This window comes from Pedobacter sp. ASV12 (assembly GCF_016429155.1).
Taxonomy (GTDB): Bacteria; Bacteroidota; Bacteroidia; order Sphingobacteriales; family Sphingobacteriaceae; genus Pedobacter.
Window position 1 is genome coordinate 1 of the sequence record NZ_JAELUC010000082.1, and the last position, 17,579, is coordinate 17,579.

Genomic DNA, 17,579 nt, shown 5'->3' on the forward strand with positions numbered 1-17,579 from the left:
CCCCCCCCCCCCCCCCCCCCCCCCCCCCCCCCCCCCCCCCCCCCCCCCCCCCCCCCCCCCCCCCCCCCCCCCCCCCCCCCCCCCCCCCCCCCCCCCCCCCCCCCCCCCCCCCCCCCCCCCCACACCCTTTTTTTTGTCGTGGTTCGTCGGCAGCGTCAGATGTGTATAAGAGACAGACCTGAAATAGCTTCCGGCAAACCATTTGCTTTTTAGATAATGCGAATGGCGGATGCTTTGATAGAAACGTTTCCAGACATAGGAGCGCATGCTCAGCACCAGTTTAATAGCCGGACTGCCCTCCAAATCGCAAAGCGTTTTTACAATACTGTCGAATATTTTGGGTTTGAGGCCGCTTCTTCTTAAAATATCATGAAAACCATCGAGAATGAGTATCAGTTTTTTGCCGTTTTTGGCATATTGTTCATTAAAATAAGTAATGATGTCTTTTTCTGTAGCTAACCCTAAGATTTTTTGCAGGTCGGTTTCGAGGTTCAGCGAATCGTTTTCTACATTAAAAACCCTTTCGGCATGCAAAAACAGCACTACGTCTTGTGCATATTTTGCGCCAGGTTTTAGAAAAAGGTTTTGTACGAGGTGGCTAAGCAATATGCTCTTGCCGTAGCCTGACTGGGCAATAAAAGCCGTAAAAATATAATTGGAAGAATAGAAATAATTAAAATCGTGTTCGGCAAATTTCCTGTTGATGGTAAGATGGTAGGGGATTTCGCTCTGCGTAATTATACGTTTGATGGTGCTTTCTGAAAGTGCTCTGGCTTTTGCAATCAGGTAATCCCAATCTTTGTCGCCGGTATACTGACTTCCATTAATGGCGGCATCGGTTACCGCCTGAGTATCGTCGTTCTCAACATATTCTAAAAGGGTATTGATGGTAAACTTGGAGAACTGATGGTGAATAGCCGCAAAGCCGAATAGTCTTTTAATGGTGGTTTCGCTAATGCTTTTATTTACTTTTTTGCTGATGGCCAATGCAATAACCTGGCAATCTGAAGGACAGACCACACGGATTCCAACTTTTTTCAGAATTAAATGCCTGAGTTCATCTAAAATAAATTGAGTCATTTTTTTAGCGTGTTGCAATCGATTTCACGCGAAGATAAGACTTAACTTAAAAGAAAATCAATGTTCAGATTATAGCGCTATTCGGGGCTTATCTATCATTTTTGGTCAAAAAGTGCCCTAAGGTGCTATAACAGAGAAATATGGGCTTGTTCAACTGGTTTTCGTTCGATTGTGAACAATACAAAATGAATAAAATGAACAATGACTGTATATGACTGTGTTCTAATGAACAAGTCGAATGGCCAAGCAAAGTGGTTTGCTGCTTAAAATTGCATCAGAATAACGCAATATAATCCCTATTTTATGAAATCGATATCTACTTTTAACCTTCGGTCTATTAGATGGATCGCTTTTCTGCTTCAAATTACCATTATAACGCTGCTATTTTCCAAATCGTATGCGCAGACCAGAATTTATGCCACAATTGCCACTGTAAAGTCTGCCCAGGTTGACGATGCAACAAATGCAACAAATGGCAGCAATACTTTCGCTACGGTTAAATCGTATGGTGGTGCAGCGCTAGGTTTGGGCAAGTATAGCGGAGAGCTGGAGCTTCAGTTTGCTTCAACTATACCGGCAAACACCACTACTTATTTGCGCATTGACGGAGATGCCTCGTTGCTCAACGTATTGTTGGGTGGCAATTTGGGCAGTGCGCTGGCATCGGTGGTCGGTAATGTGGCGCTGGGCGACCATTATTTTGAGGTCGGGGCCCGAAACTCTTCCGGAAATACGGTGGTCTCGGGGTTAAGTAGCTCAGGGTTTGGAAATGCCGATCTGCGTCTGATCAAAGATGCGAACGGCTTTTTTTATTTGGCGATAACGCCAAACCAGACCTACGATAGGGTATACCTTAAAGATAGAACAGATGCTTTATTGTTAAGCTCGCCATATAGTACCAAAGTTTATTATGCTTTTTATACTTCGGGTACGACTGGTTGTGCCAGTGCATTTGCCACCAGCTACGAGGGCAGTGGCCTTACAGTTGATTTGTTGGGCTTGGGCAAAGCGGGGGTGACCAATCCTCAATTTGCCATTGATGCCGACCAGACCAATTTTTCTGAAATCAGTCTGGGCGCATTGGGGGTTGCGGGTTCTATCAGTCAAACCGTTTATTTCGCTATTCCATCGCAGGCCGGCGACGAGTTTAATATCCGGATGCGTGTCAATCCAGCTTTGTTGAGTGCCGGATTGCTAAATAATACCCAGGTAACGGCTTATAATGGGAATGTGCAGGTATATACTACCAACCTGAACAATTTATTGAGCCTCGATTTGTTGGGGCTGCTCAATGCTGGTCAGGTAACCAATATTCCATTTTCGCCCGGTCTGGCTTTCGACCGTGTAAAAATAACGCTCAATTCCCTGCTTAATGTAGGTTTAACCCAAACCATTAACTTGTATGGCATAACCAGTACCGCACCAAGGCCAACGTTTACGGCACCACAATCTAATGCGGTGAATGCCTGCTACAACGGTACAGCCATTCTAGGCGCAACCACAGGTGCCAATAATGAGCTTCGCTGGTACGATGTAGCCGATGGGGGCAGTGCATTGGCTACCAGTGCAACTTTTACCACTCCGGCTTTAACAGCCAATAAAACTTATTACGTGGCAGCCAGGAGGATTGGCTGTACAGATGAATCGGTAAGGGTGCCAATTGTGGTTACGGTAAATCCGCAAATTACTTTTGCCACTACTACCTTGGCCAATGGAACGATTGGTTCGGCCTATTCTAAACAAATTACGGCGGCCAGCGGCGGTACACCCGCTTTTACCTATGCGTTGGCAGCGGGAAGCAGCCTGCCTGCAGGTTTGATGTTATCGGCCAGCGGACAAATAGGGGGTACGCCAACTGCTGCCGGTACTTTTAATTTTAATATTACGGCAACCGACAGCAAAGGCTGTACAGCTACGGTGGCTTACACCTTAAAAATAACACCAACTTTGGTTTTGCCAGGGGCGAGTTTGCCTAATGGTACTGTTGGGACATTATATCCTACACAAGTAATTCCGTTGGCTACTGGAGGAAGCACGCCTTATACTTATGCAGCCACTAATTTGCCTCCGGGTTTAAGTTTTAACCCAGCCACCAGGGAAATCACCGGAACGCCAACCCAATCGGGCACTTTTGTAGTTGGCGTTAATGTAACCGATGCCGATGGCAATACCATGGCTACCAATTATACAGTTGTGGTGAAAGATCCGTTGGTGCTGGCTACCACCGTACTTTCTGACGGAACAGTAGGCACGCCTTATCCAACCCAGATTTTGCTGCCGGCAACCGGAGGTACTACACCTTATACCTATTCGGTTAGCAACCTGCCTCCGGGATTGAATTTTAATCCAACCACTAGGGAAATCACCGGAACGCCTACAACGGCTGGAACTTATACGCTAACTTTAAATGCTAGCGATGCCGATGGGAAAACGGCTACGGCTAACTATACCATTAAAGTGGTTGATCCGCTGGTAATGCCTGCCAAAACCTTGGCCGACGGAAATGTAGGTATTGCTTATCCTACAGAAACAATTCCGGCCGCTACTGGTGGTACAGGTCCGTATACTTATGTGGCCAGCAACTTGCCTCCGGGATTGAGCTTCAATCCGGCAACCAGACAAATTACTGGAACGCCAACCCAATCGGGTAATTACAATATCGGCGTAACCGTAACTGATGGCACGGGAAAAACGGCTACCAATACCTATCCGGTAAAAGTAATAGGTGCTTTGTCGTTACCTACGGCTACTTTGGCTAATGGTACGGTTGGGGCGACTTATCCAACCCAGACCCTGCCAGCGGTAAGTGGTGGCACCGCTCCTTATACTTATGTGGCTACCAATTTGCCTCCGGGTTTAAGCTTTAATACCACAACAAGAGAAATTACGGGAACGCCAACACAAGGCGGAACCTATACTTTATCGTTAACTGCTACTGATGCAAATGGCAATAAGGTAAATACAGATTATACCATTACCGTTGGTGTCAATCAGCCTGTAGTAGCCAGTGCTGTCATCTGTAGTGGCAGTGCAACCTCATTAAGCGTAAGCAACTTGCAGGCTGGCGTAACCTATAATTGGTACGGACCGACCGGAAATACGCCATTGGCAACCAACAATGCGGGTGTATTCAATACCGGAACCTTAACCAGTACCACTACTTTTTATGTAGAAGCGGTTTCAGGAACAGCGGTTAGTGCACGTACTGCAGTTACGGTAACCATTAACCCGGCACCAGCTGCGCCAGTGGTGACGACCAATAATCAGGTGGTGAACAGTGGCCAAACTACCGTATTGCAAGCTACAGCCGACAATGGCGATGTGATTAAATGGTACAACGTAGCTACTGGTGGCACTGCATTAGGCACAGGGCCAAGCTTTACTACACCAGCATTAACTGCGACGACTACTTTCTATGCCGAAACCAGTAACAATACGGGTTGCGTAAGTGCCAGCCGTACACCGGTGGTGGTAACCGTATTAAATGGTCCGGTTAATCCGAACTGTAACGCGGCTACCAGTCAAAACAGTGGGATTATCGGTATTTGCGTATTGTGCAATATCAGTGGCCCGGGAAATTCTACCGATGCCGACCTCACCAATTATACCAGGATAACCTTGGCAGTTGGGGTAGGCGCAACGGGCTATCAGAGATTGATTTTCCCTAATGTTGGTTTGGCTACCGATAGCGTCCGTTTAGACTTGGCAACGCCAACTGGTCTATTGGATTTATCGGTGCTGAGCGGAATTACCATTAACGTCATGAATGGTTCGAGCGTAGTGACCAGCTACCAACTGAATTCGGCCCTGATAGATTTGAAACTATTGGCAGGCAATCGCTTTAAAGCGACTTTTGCCGCCGGACAACCTTATGACAGGGTAGAAGTGAGATTTGGTGCAACCGTGGCCGCTTTAAGCAGCCTTGATATTTATGGCGCTGAAATCATTTACCCTAAACCAACCGTAGCCACTTCGGGCCTGAATATCTGTGCCGGAAGCACTACTACCTTAAATGCTACGCCTAATGGAGGCACTACCTTAACCTGGTACGATGCCGCTGTGGGTGGCAGCGTAGTGGGCAATGGAAACAGTTTTACCACCCCGGCTCTGGCCACTACTACAACTTATTATATTGAAGTAAGTAAAGCAGGCTGTGCCAATGCCGAGCGCGTGCCGGTAACTGTAAATGTAGTACCTGTATTGGCGGTGCCTGTTGTCGCTACTGTGCCCGCAAGTTGCGAGGGTTCTACTACGGTACTAGCCGTAACCAATCCTGATCCAACCCTTACTTATAATTGGTATGAAACAGCTGCTGGTGGAACTCCGGTATTCAGCGGTGCTAATTTTACCACGCCGGCTTTAACAGCCACCAAAACTTATTATGTAGAAGCCGCTTTATCTGGATGTGTAAGCGCTACCCGTGGTGCAGTTACGGTAACGGTTAATCCGCGTCCGGTGGCCCCTCAGGTTCAGGTTTCTTCTTCAACCATTAGTCCTGGACAAACGGCCATCCTTACGGCAAGCTCTTCAGAAGCCAATGTGATATTTAACTGGTATTCGTCGGCTACAGCTACCGCACCAGTTTATACCGGCGCAACTTTTGTAACGCCACCACTAACGGCTACCACTTCTTACTTTGTAGAAAGCACCAATACCCTTACAGGATGTAGCTCTGCAAGCCGTATTCAGGTAACGGTAACTGTTGATGGAAACGGATCGAGCAATCCGGTACCTTGCGAAGGCGCCATCAGTCAAACCAATGGTGTAACAGGCGTGGCCTTACTGGCGGGTGTTTCTAACCCTAGCTTGGCTATTGACAACGATACGCAAACCGGTTCTACCTTGTTGATGCCGGTGGGTGCCCTGGGTGCCTCGGTTTACCAAAGACTAGCATTTGGAAGTGTTTCGAATATTGGAGATACTGTTCGCGTACTGATCAACTCACCAGGCAAGTTATTGTCCGCAAGCGTGCTGGGAACGGTTCAGGTATCCACCCTGAATGGAGGCGTAAGCAACAACGATGTGTTGCCAAGCAACAGTCCGCTCATCAGTTTAGAATTACTAAGTGGCAATACCCAAGCCCTGTTAACCTTTGTGCCAACTGCCCAATTTGATGCGGTAGAAGTAAGCTTGAATTCAGGCGTGCTGGGTGCCCTAACTTCATTGAACGTAAATTATGCACAACGTGTAATTGCGGCGCCAGAGGTAATGGCTGCTAATGTTACCGCCTGCGTAACACAAACTGCCGTGCTAACCGTAAAAAATCCGAAAGCAGGGTTAACCTATAAATGGTACGATGCAGCTGGCGTTTATCAAACCGGCAAAGACGGCATAAGCTTTACTACGCCTGCCCTGACTGCTGATACCAGGTACTTTGTAGCGGCCAGTAGCGCCTCAGGTTGTGTAAGCTATAAAACAGCAGTCAATGTAACAACTACACCTGCTCCTGCGGTTCCAGAGCTCTTGGCCAGCAACGTCAATACTTGCGCCGGCAACGATGTACTGTTGCAAGTTAAAAATCCAATTGCAGGCATTACTTACAAATGGTATGATGCCGGAGGTACCTATCAGACAGGCAAAGATGGGGTAAGCTTTACAGCTAATGCTGTTGTGGCCAACACTTCTTATTCGGTAGAAGCGGTAAATGCCTGTGGCTTGGCTTCGGCAACCCGGGCTTCGGCTACCATTACGGTTGGCTCTGTAGATTTGCCGATCGTTACTCCTGCGGCCGTAACTGTTGCCCAAAACAGTCCAGCTATCTTAACAGCTAGTTCAAGTACTGCCGGTGCAACCTTTAGATGGTACGATCTACCAGTTGGTGGCACTTTATTGGCGAGCACTGCTACTTATGTAACCCCGCCTTTAACTGCAACAACTACTTTTTATGTAGAAGCAACCGTTCCAGGTCCATGCCCGGCTTCTGGTCGTGCATCGGTTGTGGTAACGGTTATTCCTAATGGAACAGAGCCTACACCTTGCGGTGCAGCTACGGTACAGCTTGCCGATGGCGTTACCGGCATAGCCTTATTGGCCGGTGTTTCAAATCCAGGTTTGGCAGTTGATAACAATGTACAAACTGGTTCTTCATTGCTGATGCCGGTAGGTGCCTTGGGTGCTTCGGTTTATCAACGCGTAGGTTTTACAGGTGGCTTGTCTAAAGTAGGCGATACCCTGAAAGTGGTATTGACCTCGCCAGGTAAATTATTATCGTTGGCCGTTTTACCAACGCTAACCGTAACCACCTACAATGGAGCAACCAGCAATAACGACGAAATGGTGGTGAACAACCCGCTTATCCACCTCGAATTATTAAGCGATAACAGTGCCATTATCCTTACCTATGTACCAACCGCCGCATTTGACGGCGTAGAAGTAAGGTTAAATTCAGGATTGATCGGTGCCTTAACCTCAATCAACTTCAATTATGCACAAAGAATAAATGTAGCGCCTCAAGTAGCTGTTGCCACCGCCAGTGCCTGCCAAGGTAGTGCAGCTATGTTGAATGTTAAAAATCCTCAAGCTGGTGTAACGTACAGGTGGTATTTGGAAACTACCTATCAAGCCGATGGAACTACCTTCAATACGCCAACTTCATTGGTTGCCGGTACCTACAACTATTATGTAAAAGCCTTTGTAAATGGATGCGAGAGTGCCCCTACCAAAGTAGTGGTTACGATCTTGCCGCCACCTGCACCGCCAACTCCAATTGCCGGAAATCCAACCACAACCTGTATCAACTCGCCAGTAACCTTAGGCGTACAGGCTGTAGCAGGGGTAACCTTTAACTGGTACGATGCAAGCGGTAACCTGTTGGTGCTTAACAATAGCAATTACACTACGCCAACCAACTTGGCCGCGGGTACCTACGATTTCTTTGTAGAGGCCGTAAACGGCAATAGCTGCGCCAGCGCCAGCCGTACTAAAATCACCGTTACGGTTAAGCCATCTGCTACTCTTGCCGATATTCAGGTGAGTGGCGTGAACAACATCTGCAGTGCAGGTACCACTACTTTAACGGCAAGTTCAACAACGGTAACCAATCCTTCATTTATTTGGTACAGCGATGCGGCCTTAACCACCGTGGTTTCTACACAAGCTACGTTCACTACTCCGGCACTTTCGGCTACCACCACTTATTATGTAACCGTAAGTGGCACCAACAAATGCGCTAATGCCCCAGCCGATGCCAAAACGGTAACCATTACCATTAACCCTTCGGCTACTGCTGCCGACATTAATTTGGCAGGTGTAAGCACCATTTGTGCAGGTTCGACCGTTTCGTTGAACGCAAGTTCAACTACGGTAACCAATCCAGTGTTTACCTGGTATAAAAATGCAGCTTTAACAGATGTAGCCTATGTAGGCGCTAATTTTGTTAGCCCACCTTTAAATGGCAACACTACCTATTATGTAACCGTAAAAGGTGATAACAAGTGCGAAAATAAACCGGCAGATGCCCAAGTGATTACCATTACGGTTAATCCGTTGGCTACTGCAGCCGATATCTTGGTAAGTGGACCAACCAAAGTTTGTTCAGGTAGTCCAACTACACTCAATGCAAGCTCAACTACGGTAACTAACCCGGTATTTACCTGGTATAGCGATGCGGCCTTAACCACTGTGGCCCACGTTGGCGCAGATTTTACCACGCCCCCACTAACTGCTACCACCACTTATTATGTAGTAATTAAAGGCGATAATAAATGTACCAATGGTTTGGCCGATGCGAAAGCAGTTACCATTACTGTGAATCCATATGCTGCTGCGGCCGATATCAACCTGAGCAATATGACCATCTGTGCCGGAAATTCGGTAAGTCTCATGGCTTCAAGTTTTACAGTAACCAATCCGGTATTTACCTGGTATAGCGATGCTTCGTTAACTGCTGTGGTATTTGTAGGACCAACCTACCTGATTCCATCTTTAAGCAGCACCACTACGTTCTATGTAACGGTAAAAGGCGATAATAAATGCGAAAACAAAGCCGTTGATGCCAAGGTAGTTACCGTTACGGTAAATCCATTGTCGGGAATGACCGATATCATCCTTGCAGGAAATACAACGGTGTGCAACGGATCTGCAGCAGTTCTTACGGCTACCAGTCCAACGGTAACCAATCCGGTATTTACTTGGTATGCCGATGCAGCCTTAACCAATTTGATTTACATTGGCCCATCATTTACCAGTCAGCCACTAAGTGCTACCACTACGTTCTATGTAACGGTAAAAGGCGATAACAGCTGTGCCAATAGTCCAGGTAGCGCCAAAGCCATCACCATTACGGTGAAACCGGTTGCCGATGCATCGGATATTACCGCCAACAACGCTACTATTTGCCAAAATGGTACCGCTACGTTGGTGGCCAGTAGCACTACGGTAACCAATCCGGTATTTACCTGGTACAACGATGCTGCCCTTACTTCGGTTGCTTTTGTTGGCGCTTCGTATACTACCGGAGCACTGGCCGCTACCAAAACCTATTATGTAACCGTAAAAGGCGATAACAAGTGCGAAAACAGTACTTCTACTGCTAAAATGGTAACGGTAACGGTTAATACTGCGGCAACTGCAGCGGATATCAACCTGAACCCAACGATGGTAAATATTTGTGGTACTGGTACAGCTACCATCACAGCCAGTAGCTTAACCGTAACCAATCCGGTATTTACCTGGTATACCGATGCTTCGTTAACTAACGTAGCCCAAATAGGTGCCGTATTTGTAACGCCAACATTAAGTGCAACCACCACTTATTATGTCACCGTAAAAGGAAGCAACAAATGCGAAAATACCCCTGCAAATGCCAAAACCATTACCATAACCGTTAGGCCAAATGCAACGCCTGCCGATATCTCGGTAACGGGTACAAATACCATTTGCGAAAACAATACCACTACACTTACCGCAAGCAGTACTACGGTAACCAATCCGGTATTTACCTGGTACAGCGATGCCGCTTTAACCAATGTGGTTTCTAACCAGGCTTCGTTTACCACACCAGCACTAACGGCCAATACCACTTACTATGTGACTGTGAAAGGCGATAACAAGTGCGAAAATATAGCCGGAAACGGAAAGGTAGTGGCTATTACCGTAAACCCTCGCCCGGTAAATCCAATAGTATCTAACACTGGAACAAGTATTTGCGCCGGCGATGGAACCACCTTAACCGTACAAAATGCCGATCCGGCAGCTACCTACCAATGGTTCGATGCCGCTGTAGGCGGTACAATGGTTGGAACTGGTGCAACCTTGAATATCTCGATTTTAAATACCACCACCGATTATTACGTACAGGCAGTAAGCGCGAATGGTTGTGGCAATGCCAGCGGCAGGGTTAAGGTAACCGTAACCGTTACGCCAAGGCCAACCACACCGGTAGTGGCCACCAACAATGTCAATGTATGTATAGGCAATAGTACCGTATTAAGTGTAAGCAATCCGCAAAGTGGCGTAACCTATACCTGGTATAACGCAGCGGTGGGCGGAACCGCAGTTGGTAGTGGCGCTAGCTTCACCACACCGGCTATTGCGGCCAATGTAACTTACTACGTAGAAGCAAGCACCGGCTCTTGTATTTCTCCTGCCAGAGCGCCTGCAGCTATCATAGCCATGCCGGTACCGGTGGCCCCGGTTAGCGTTTCGGCCAACAACAACCCGATATGTTCAGGCAGTACAGCAATATTAAGCGTGAATAATCCTGATGCCAATCTGGTTTACAGGTGGTATGCCAATAGCTCTGGCGGCACCATGCTGGCCGAAGGAAACAGCTTTACCACTCCGGCCTTAAATGCTACTACAACCTATTATGTAGAAAGCGTTTCAAAAGCAGGCGGCTGTGCAAGCAATTCGCGTACTGCCATTACGGTAAATGTATTGCCAGTATTGGCTATCCCGATAGTTAGGGTAGAAAGCACTACGGCCAATAGCGTAACTTTTGCCTGGAACGCGGTAACAGGAGCTACAGCCTACGAAGTTTCGCTCAATAACGGTAATACCTGGGTTGCGCCAACCGGTGGACCTACCAGTACAACTTATCAGGTAGTTGGCTTGCAACCTGGACAAAGTGTAACCATTGTGGTTAGGGCCAAAGGACAGATCGATTGCCAAACCAGTGCCAACTCTGCACCGGTAACCGGCACGGCCAGTAATCCTTTTGCCAACGAGCTTTACATACCAAACACCTTTACGCCAAACGGCGATGGCAAGAACGATATCTTCTATGCCTATGGCAACCTGGTGAGCAAGTTCAACATGAAAATCTACAACCAGTGGGGACAGTTCCTGTTCGAGTCGAACTCGCTCACTACCGGATGGGATGGAAGGTTTAACGGCACTATGCAGCCAAACGGCGTTTATGTGTATACTATCGCGGTAACCTTTGCCGATGGTAGCACCAAGTCTTATAAAGGAACGATAACATTGCTCAGATAGCATTAAACAAAATTGTGAAATGGTTTTACCTAACAAGAAACACATGAAATACTTAAGAATAGTAATGCTGGCATTCGGACTAAGTTTTGGAGTACAGCAAGCACAAGCACAGATAGATCCACATTTTTCGCAATATTATGCTAATCCGCTTTGGCTAAACCCGGCCCTAACCGGGGTTACCGATGGCGATTACCGGGTAAATGTAAATGCCAAGCAACAATGGGATGCATTAAGAAACGGCTACCTCACTGCCGGTGCCTCTTTTGATATGGCTCCCGTTAAAAACCTGTCGCTGGGCGGTATTATCATTAACCAAAGAGCAGGCGATATTGGCTATAACCAACTGAGTGCCCTGGCTTCGGCCGCCTATCGCATCCGCTTCGGCCAAAGTGGCGAGCAGATCATCAATTTCGGTATGCAGGCCGGTATCATCAGCAAGAGCCTCGATATTTCTAAAATCACCACAGGTAGCCAATACAATCCTATATTGGGTTACGATCCGAGCATGTCTATCTCCGACGATATTTCTTCGTCGAGCTATGTTGCACCAGATATCAATGCCGGTATCATGTTTTTTGATGGCAGCACCAATAAAAAAGTAAATGTTTTCGCCGGCGCCAGTGTATCGCACCTCACCAGGCCCAAAGACAAATTCATCGCCGGCGACAACCCGCGACTGCCCATGCGCTTTACTGGACACGGCGGCGCGCGCATCCAGGTAAACAACATGTTGGATATCACGCCCAATTTCATCTACCTGAAGCAAGGCAATGCCCGTGAAATCGCGGCCGGGGCCTATGCACAGATGATGCTCAACGCAGAATCAGATATTTTGTTCGGCTCGAACTATCGCGTTGACGATTCTGCCATTGCTTTTTTAGGAGTCCATTTTAAAAGCATGGTTATCGGGGTCAGCTATGATTTCAATACCTCGAGCCTCAACAAGGCAACAGGCGCCAGGGGCGGATTGGAACTTTCTGTATCGTTTACCAGCAGGAAAGGCATTGTTGGCCCTAATTTCTTCTGTCCACGACTTTAATTTTTTGAGATATGCGCTATTTAAAAACAATTTTGATCCTGTGTTGCAGCCTTTCATTTGCCCAGGCCCAGATTACAACAGATAACAAGAGGGTAGCCGACGTCTACTTCATCAACAAAGAATATTATGCGGCCTCAGAATATTATAAGCGGGCGCTGCAGATATCGCCAGACAGTGCGGGTTTTGTGGTGCCTTATGGCTTCGAAAAGCGGATTCAGGAAGAAAGTCCCCGCAAAGACGATTACGAATATGCCGTATTTCAGCTGGCCACTTCGCTCAGGTTGTACAAAAACTTTAAGGATGCCGAAAAATGGTATGTGATTGCCAACGGTTTCAGCAATCCCAAATACGCGTTGAGCGGTTATTGGTATGCCGAATGTTTGCGGGCCAACTTTAAGTTTGACGAAGCCATTACCGCTTTTACCGCTTTCCTGAACAAATACAACGTAAACGATGGCTACAAGGAAAAAGCAAGGGCAGAAATCGAGTCGTGCAGGTTTGCACTGAACGAAATCAAATATCCCAGGCTCTTCAAACTAACAAGGCTGCCAGCCGAAGTAAATACTGCCGGTTCTAACTATGCGCCGGCGGTTGGCAACCAGACTTTTTATTTCACTTCGTCGAGGCCGGTACGAGCCAATGGTAAGAATGAGGTGTTGTCTGGAGGTACCAGCAGGGTAGTGAGAAAGGATAATCCATACATCAATGCCATTTATGCAACCTCAGCCAAACCGGAAAGCCCAGATGCCGAAGTAAGTCGGGTAGGCGTTAACGTAAAGCAAATGGAAGTGGCGGCACCTACGTTGCATCCGAATGGGGGCTTCATGTATTTTACCGCCTGGATTAACAAAGAAGACAAAAAACGCAGCATTTACGTATCTAGCCGCATGGCTAACAACCAATGGTCTGATCCGGTGGCTTTGGGGGGCGAAATCAATGTGAATGGCTTCAATTCTATGCAACCCTACATTACTAAAGATGGCAAATACCTCATTTTTGCTTCAGATAGGCCAGGAGGTTTAGGCAAGTACGATTTGTGGTACGCCATTATCAGGCCCGACGGCACTACTGGCAATGCCATGAACATGGGCGATAAAATCAATACCAAGGAAGATGAGGAGGCACCCTATTATAACCCTAAAACCCGCAAACTGCTTTTCAGCAGTAATGGTCGCGTTGGCATAGGCGGATTTGATTTTTATGAATCAGAAGGCGATTTTGCCGATTGGACCACGCCAAAGAATATGGGCTATCCTTTTAACTCGGCCAAAGATGATATGTACTTTACGCCTACAGACGACGAAGACAAAGAAGGCTATATCAGTTCTGATCGCGAATCGTTGTGCTGTCTGGAGATCTTCAAAATCAGGAGAGAAACCCTAACCATCAGTGGCAAGCTCATTGATTGCGCCACCTTAAAACCATTGGCAGGTGCTACCGTAACCATTACTGGTGCCGATTTTACCGAGCAAACCACCACTTCCGATCAAAATGGCATGTACAGATTTGGAATCGGCTCTAACCGCGGCTTTCAGGTCAATGCGGTAAAAGACAGTTATTTTGCCAAAAACATCAGCTATGGTTATGAGCAGCTGGCCAGTGTTGATACCTTAAAGAGTGCCGAACTCTGCCTAACACCATTCAAGGTGAACAAGCCTATTGTGCTGAATAATATTTTTTATGAATTCGATAGCGCCGAACTGACCGATTCGTCAAAGGTTACGCTTAACTATTTGTACGATCTGATGGTAGACAACAAGAACATCGAAATCGAATTGGGTGCGCATACAGACAATATCGGAACAGAAGCCTATAACCTCGACTTGTCTAACCGCAGGGCCAAATCGTGTGTCGATTATTTGGTGAGCCGGGGTATAGCGCCAGAACGGATGACAAGCAAGGGCTATGGCTTTAGCATGCCGGTGGCCCCTAATAAATTGCCCGATGGCAAAGACAATCCCGAGGGCAGGGCGCTCAACAGGCGTACCGAGTTTAAGGTAACCAAGAAATAGTTAGTTGATAGTAATAAATAGAAAAGGAGGTGCAAATCTCCTTTTTTTTATGGCTAAAAAATTAATGGCTAGATGAAAGAGGTTGACTTGAATACCGGCACGTTTACCTGTTTGCTGTCGAGCAGATTAAGCTTGTGGTAGCTGTATTCCTCTACTTTTTCGTCGTCTTTAAGTTCTTTGTAAATGCCGATAATGAGGTTGTAAGTAAACAGTTCGTTGATAGCCAGGTCGTTGCGTTTGTAGATTTTAATGCATTCGTGCGCATATTGTAACGCCGTGGCATAATCCTTTCTGTTTTTGCTCTGCTCGGCCTTTAGCGACAAAAATACCGACTGTGCATACAGCGTAGGGTTTACCCTCGATTCGTCGGCGTACAGCTGTGTCAGTATTTTCTCCATTTGGTCTGTCTTTTTGCTAGGATTTGTCCTTGCACAAGCCTGGGCCATCAGGTTGAGCAAGTAAATGGAGAAAAATTTACGCGTTTTCATCAGCTTTGGATGTTGCCGCAGAATAGCCGATATGATTTTTGTCGCCTCTAATGGCGAACCATAAAACAGGTTGAGCAGAAAGATCAGCAAGTAGCTGATTACCTGCCGCATGTCGGGCAGCTCCTTGTTCCTGATGCCGTTTATTTTGCTGCCATATTTAAAGTCTTCTATCTTTTGCAAGGTTTGATTTTCGGCAATGGCAACATCTTTAATGCGTAGGTAAATAAGTTTAACGGTTTCGTAGGGATTGATATCCCAGTTTTTCGCTTCGCATTTCAGGCTCTCCATTTTTTCGAGTCGCTTCAGTATTTTGGCCTGGTTCAGGCTCAGGCAATCGAAAATAGCCAGAATGGCGTGGTAATAAAGGGCGGTTTCTTCGCTGTCGGCTACATCTATCAGGCATTTAACCGCGTCCTTGTAGTACGAATCGATAAAATCAAAATGGATAAACTGCTTCATCAGCAATTTGTGCAGCTGCTGTTCTTTGATCTGCTGCAATAGGTTCGGGTCCTTCTTGTTTCTGTAATTGAGGTTTTCGGCAATAAAGTAAATGAGGTAGTTCTTTTCGTAGTTGTTCAGCTTAAGGTTGAGCACGGCATTGATTTCTCGAAACTTGTGGAGGCGTACCAACAGCCTTACCGACCATTGCAAAAGCTGAAACCGCACATGATTGCCCACATACTCCTGATGCACCAGTTCGAAGAAACGATCGTCCATTTGCTGGTTAAACAGCTCGTACAGTTCGGTGAATAAGAAATACTCGAATACGTGTGGCTGTATAAAGCGTACAAATTCCGATGGGAAGCCGCTCTTCACATGTTTTTCCTCCATTAATATGCCATCGGTAAGCAGCTCCATGTAGGCATTCTTAAACACAGGCAGCTCCTTAATCAGGTCGGTTTTGGTTACCGAGTAGCCTCGACGCCCATAATTGGTTAAATGGATGATCTTTTTGCAGAAAAGCACCTTTTCGGTGGCATAAGTTGAATTGTAGATTTTTTCTTGGATAAAACGGGCAATGATTTCGTAGTGGATAATATTGGTATACGAATCGAAAGCGGGGTATTCTTCCTTAAGTTGGTAGTACCATTGGATCTGGAACGGAAATTTAAGCTGGGCCTTCAGGCTGTCGCTGATCTTGGTAAAACCGAGCGGGCTCATTTTCTGGAAAATCTGTTCAACCTCTATTTCGGTTAGTGGCGGAACATTTGAACTGTCGTTGAGATTGAAATAATTGCCCGGAAACCATTTGCTTTTCAGGAAATAAGAATAACGTATCTTATCGTAAAAACGGTTCCAGGTGGTAGAACGCATGCCCAGTATCAGTTTGATGCTCTCGTGTTGATCGATATTGGTGACCAAGCTGATGATGCTTTCAAATACCTTTTGCTTGGTGGTTTTGTTGATGACCAGTTCAGAAAAACCGTCGAGAATAATGATGAATTTTTGGCCATGTTTAAGCCATTGGTCGTTAAAATAGGCAATAAGGTCGGTGTGTTGGTGCAAACCAATCCTGGTTTTGATGCGTTCTTCGAGGCTTAGTTCTTCCAGCTCTTTGTTAAACAGGTAGTCTGCATTTAAAAAAAGCACAATATCCTTTTTAAAGGGGGCCTCCTCATCTATAAACATCTGCTGTACCAAATGGCTCAGCAAAATGCTTTTTCCATAGCCAGGCTGCGAAATAAAGGATGTATAACTGTACTTGCTCGAGTGGAAGAACATGAGGTCGTGCTTGGCAAACTTGCGCGCAATGGTCATTTCGTAGGGAACGCTGCACCTGTTTCGGATGTTCTGCAGGGTAAAGTAGGTAATGCGTTGCGCCCTGGCCCGCAATTGTTCGAAGGCATCTTCGGGTACCTGTTCTATATCGAGTGACTTTTTGCCGATGTTATGCTCATCGGCCATACCTACATATTCCATCAGGGTATTGATGGTAAACTTTGAAAATTCGTGTTTGATTTCGGCAAAGCCAAAGAGCCGTTTGATGGTGGTTTCGCTAATGTTCTTTTTGAGTTCTTTCTGAACAGAACTGGAAATAATCCTGCAATCTGAAGGACTAATGACCTTGATGTTCGTTTTGATGAGGATAAGCCGTTTTAATTCTTGCAAGAATAGGGGATTTGGCATAAGGAGATACGTTATTTTGAGCTTTACCACTAATATACCACTATAAAATGCAAAAATTAAATCCGAAAATGAACAAAGAAAACGGCGTTTTTGAGGCGTATGTGGACAATGAACAGATTTTCAGTGTTTTAATGAGCGACCAGAACGATTTTTTAATTCTGAATTAAATTTTTTGTGTAAAAAAAATGAACATCATGAATGAAAAGAATGGCCCTGTGGCTTGGAAAAGCATTTTGTCAAAAAAATGATCCTTTGAAAAAATTTAATCCTGAAACTGTCTCTTATACACATCTCCGAGCCCACGAGACAGTACTCATGATCGCGTATGCCGTCTTCTGCTTGAAAAGGGGGGGGGGGGGGGGGGGGGGGGGGGGGGGGGGGGGGGGGGGGGGGGGGGGG

At 46.5% G+C, this 17,579-nt stretch carries 4 protein-coding genes and 1 pseudogene; 3 read left to right on the forward strand and 2 right to left on the reverse strand.

Features of this window, described 5'->3' with window-relative positions:
• Positions 1-1,080: pseudogene (locus JHD69_RS16115) on the reverse strand (hypothetical protein); the annotation flags it as partial.
• A 303-nt stretch (positions 1,081-1,383) separates the two neighbouring features.
• On the opposite strand from JHD69_RS16115, the gene JHD69_RS16120 reads away from it, so the two are divergent.
• Genes JHD69_RS16120 through JHD69_RS16130 form a run of 3 tightly spaced genes read left to right on the forward strand, consistent with a single transcriptional unit; the run spans position 1,384 to position 14,565 of the window.
• Positions 1,384-11,514, forward strand: coding sequence for a putative Ig domain-containing protein (locus JHD69_RS16120; RefSeq protein ID WP_199141378.1), 10,131 nt, complete (start codon positions 1,384-1,386; stop codon positions 11,512-11,514).
• Between the two features lie 43 nt (positions 11,515-11,557).
• The gene (locus JHD69_RS16125) at positions 11,558-12,553 is read left to right on the forward strand and encodes a PorP/SprF family type IX secretion system membrane protein (protein WP_199141379.1); all 996 of its coding nucleotides are present in this window, start codon (positions 11,558-11,560) and stop codon (positions 12,551-12,553) included.
• A gap of 11 nt (positions 12,554-12,564) precedes the next feature.
• Positions 12,565-14,565 (forward strand): OmpA family protein, encoded by a 2,001-nt coding sequence (locus JHD69_RS16130; RefSeq protein WP_199141380.1) that lies wholly within the window; start codon positions 12,565-12,567, stop codon positions 14,563-14,565.
• Between the two features lie 68 nt (positions 14,566-14,633).
• On the opposite strand, the gene JHD69_RS16135 is transcribed toward JHD69_RS16130, so the two are convergent.
• Positions 14,634-17,180: a hypothetical protein gene (locus tag JHD69_RS16135; protein ID WP_199141381.1), complete on the reverse strand. Its 2,547-nt coding sequence runs from the start codon at positions 17,178-17,180 to the stop codon at positions 14,634-14,636.
• Between the last annotated feature and the right edge of the window lie 399 nt (positions 17,181-17,579).

What these genes read in the sequence shown, in the direction of transcription:
- JHD69_RS16120 (WP_199141378.1), top strand. Translation starts at nt 1,384, where the DNA reads ATGAAATCGATATCTACTTTTAACCTTCGGTCTATTAGATGGATCGCT.
- JHD69_RS16125 (WP_199141379.1), top strand. Translation starts at nt 11,558, where the DNA reads ATGAAATACTTAAGAATAGTAATGCTGGCATTCGGACTAAGTTTTGGA.
- JHD69_RS16130 (WP_199141380.1), top strand. Translation starts at nt 12,565, where the DNA reads ATGCGCTATTTAAAAACAATTTTGATCCTGTGTTGCAGCCTTTCATTT.
- JHD69_RS16135 (WP_199141381.1), bottom strand. Translation starts at nt 17,180, where the DNA reads ATGCCAAATCCCCTATTCTTGCAAGAATTAAAACGGCTTATCCTCATC.